The sequence below is a fragment of the Nonomuraea cavernae genome, assembly GCF_040655715.1.
GTDB lineage: Bacteria > Actinomycetota > Actinomycetes > Streptosporangiales > Streptosporangiaceae > Nonomuraea > Nonomuraea cavernae_A.
The window spans coordinates 1-2,526 of sequence record NZ_JBFAKL010000071.1 but is presented as its reverse complement, the minus strand read 5'-3'; the positions used below and the strand labels follow the sequence as shown (position 1 = coordinate 2,526).

General features: G+C 58.2%; 2 protein-coding genes. One reads left to right on the top strand and one right to left on the bottom strand.

What is annotated here, in order from left to right; translation table 11 throughout:
• Nucleotides 1–77: 77 nt before the first annotated feature.
• Nucleotides 78–728, bottom strand: coding sequence for an ice-binding family protein (locus tag AB0I38_RS40230; protein ID WP_358496132.1), 651 nt, complete (start codon nt 726–728; stop codon nt 78–80).
• 749 nt (nt 729–1,477) lie between these two features.
• Between AB0I38_RS40230 and AB0I38_RS40225 the strand changes: the two genes are divergently transcribed.
• Nucleotides 1,478–2,278, top strand: a complete 801-nt coding sequence (locus AB0I38_RS40225) for a L,D-transpeptidase (RefSeq protein ID WP_358496137.1) — start codon at nt 1,478–1,480, stop codon at nt 2,276–2,278.
• Nucleotides 2,279–2,526: the final 248 nt, after the last annotated feature.

The window sequence follows — 2,526 nt, the reverse complement described above, 5'->3', positions numbered from 1 at the left end:
AGGTCATTGATCGTCACACATCAAGATCACCGGGCGGCTGTTCTGCGTTACGGGCACTGCCCCACAGAGATCACGATCTACGACTGCCGTATTAGGGCAAGAATGTTCCCTACGAAAGTGGAGTTCGTTCCCAGTGTCGCCGAACTGCCCACTTGCCAGAAGACATTGCACGCTTGAGCGCCGTTGATCAGGTTGATGTCGCTGCCTGACCCAGTGATGAGCGTGGAGGCGATTTGGAAGATAAAGACAGCATTGGGATCACCCTCGCCGTCGAGAGTGAGAGTGCCGGTCAGGCCGAGTGTGGAAGTGGAGGCATAAATGCCGTGTGGGAGTGTCTGGCCGACGAGGTCGCCTGCAACACTAGTGGCCGGAGTTCGGCCGGCAGCATCGTTGTATGCGAGGGTCAAGTCGGATTTCGCCTGAAGCGCTACAGCATCGGCACTGTGCTGCGCCCCCAGCACTATGCCAGGCGGGAACCCGGTGATCGCGGTACCTGGGCTTACGCCCAAATCCGCCCCAATGATACTGGGACCGGTGTTGGTGACCCTGGCCCCAGCCAGAACCGAGAAGCTGCGGGCGGTTCCCAGGTCGACGGGGCCTGCCTGGGCGACGCTCTCGCGCGATTGTATGAGGGCGAACGCGCCTACGAGGGGGATAAGTAGCAAAGCCCCCGCTAGTCGGAAAAGTCCGGGCAGCCTGAGCAAGGTCTGCCTAAAGGTTCCGTTCATTTAGCGAGTCGTTCTCCTAGCAGAAGGTAATCGGATACACCCGGTTTTCGTGTCTACAGAAGGCGAGACGTTCAACTGAGCGAGATATCAACCCGCCGGACTTACCGCCGTGGAGCGGTTGGCGCCCTGCGAAGCCCGGGAGTGCCACCCCCGCGACTTGGCACGCTACTTGCAGACATCAGCAATAGTGAGCACCAACGCTTAAATGGCACATAAAACTCGGTCAATATTGATTGTGCTACAATTCGCACACAACGAGAATTTTGGTGGCGTTAGTCCAATTTGGCCGGATACACTGTACAAGCACTAGCTCCTGGCGAACGGGATTCGCATGGCACCTGAGCGCGCATTAAGCGCAAAGATCCCACAGCCGCTCAAGCCAACCCCTGCAGGGTTAACATCTGCTGACGTCATGCACAAAGCACGGAGCTATCGACTTAATCGAACAGGCGCAGAAGGTCATCAGCAGGCGACACGTCATGGAGCTTCAGATATAAGCACTGCCAACCGGAAGCCTGGCAAATCTTTACATTTATCGAGCTAGAGGCAAGACGATTGGCAGCGTTCGGCGATGCTATACCTGGAACGCTCTCACAAGTCTGGAGCTGTGGTGTCCTCCATTGCGTCGACAGGGCGTGTTGAAGCGACGCCGCCTCTCTTCCGGGATCAACCGCCGATTTTTGGAGCTATTCTTGCCTGATCGCTTTCAGCTCGCCACCCCCGACCGTGAGGCAGGCTGGTCGACGAAGATGATTGTGTACAGCGTCCTAACGGTCATGCCCCTGTCCGTCTCTTGCGGCACAGACACAGACGGACCACCACATGCTGCTGCAGCACCGGCCGCGGCCACTCAGCCCATCAGGCCGATGCCTGTGTCAGTGGAACAAATAGCACGATTGCCGCGTGCAACAACTTTCACCAGATTGCGTGGCGCACCAAAGGACGCTGACTCGCTCGATGCGGGAGATGGAGTTGTGACACATCCCACGGAACCACAGATAGTTTATGCCCATCCAGGTGGGCCCCCTGTGGCGGTATTGCCGACCACTGAGATGGGAAGCGCGACGTGGGTTCCGATAGTGCAGACACAGCAAGGATGGGTTCGTGTTCTGCTGCCGAGTCGGCCGAACAAGTCGACAGGTTGGATCTACAGTGACGGTGGAGGGCTGAAGAATGCCTATAGCCCTTACCGAGTAGAAATAGAGCTATCCACTCGCAGACTTACCCTGTTTGAAGCCGGCCACCGGCTGCGATCATGGACAGTGGCGGTGGGCGCTGCGGCCACACCCACACCGACAGGGCGGACATTCCTGCTGGCAGCCCTATCTCCTCCCAAGCCGACCTACACCCCGCTGATTCTGCCGCTGGGCCTGCATTCGACTTCGCTTGACAGCTATAATAGCGGTCCCGGCACAATCGCCTTGCACGGTTGGCCAGACAAAAGTGTGTTCGGTCACGACATCAGTCATGGTTGCGTACGGATTCCCTCCACTGCCCTGCGCGTATTGTCCCGCATCCCGTTGGGGAGTCTCGTCCTAATCACTGCTTAACCTTGGCACGTGGGCATGGGGTGGACATCATCAGTTCGGCGACAAACATCCGCGCTCTGAGCCGAAGCTGGAAAATGCGGTTTAGCGGACATCGCTCCCCCGGCAAACGCAGCGAGAATGAGGAGCCCGATCGAGGCCTATGACGATCGTCGCATCACTGAACCTTTTTCACCCTCGGGCGGCCTGTGTGACACGGTGATTTTGAAGGACGGCGATGGCCTTGCACAGGTGGCCGGCCTTGGAGGGGC

Bases quoted from the DNA above. Each gene is read 5' to 3' on its own strand.
- AB0I38_RS40230 (WP_358496132.1), bottom strand. From the start codon at position 728: ATGAACGGAACCTTTAGGCAGACCTTGCTCAGGCTGCCCGGACTTTTC.
- AB0I38_RS40225 (WP_358496137.1), top strand. From the start codon at position 1,478: ATGATTGTGTACAGCGTCCTAACGGTCATGCCCCTGTCCGTCTCTTGC.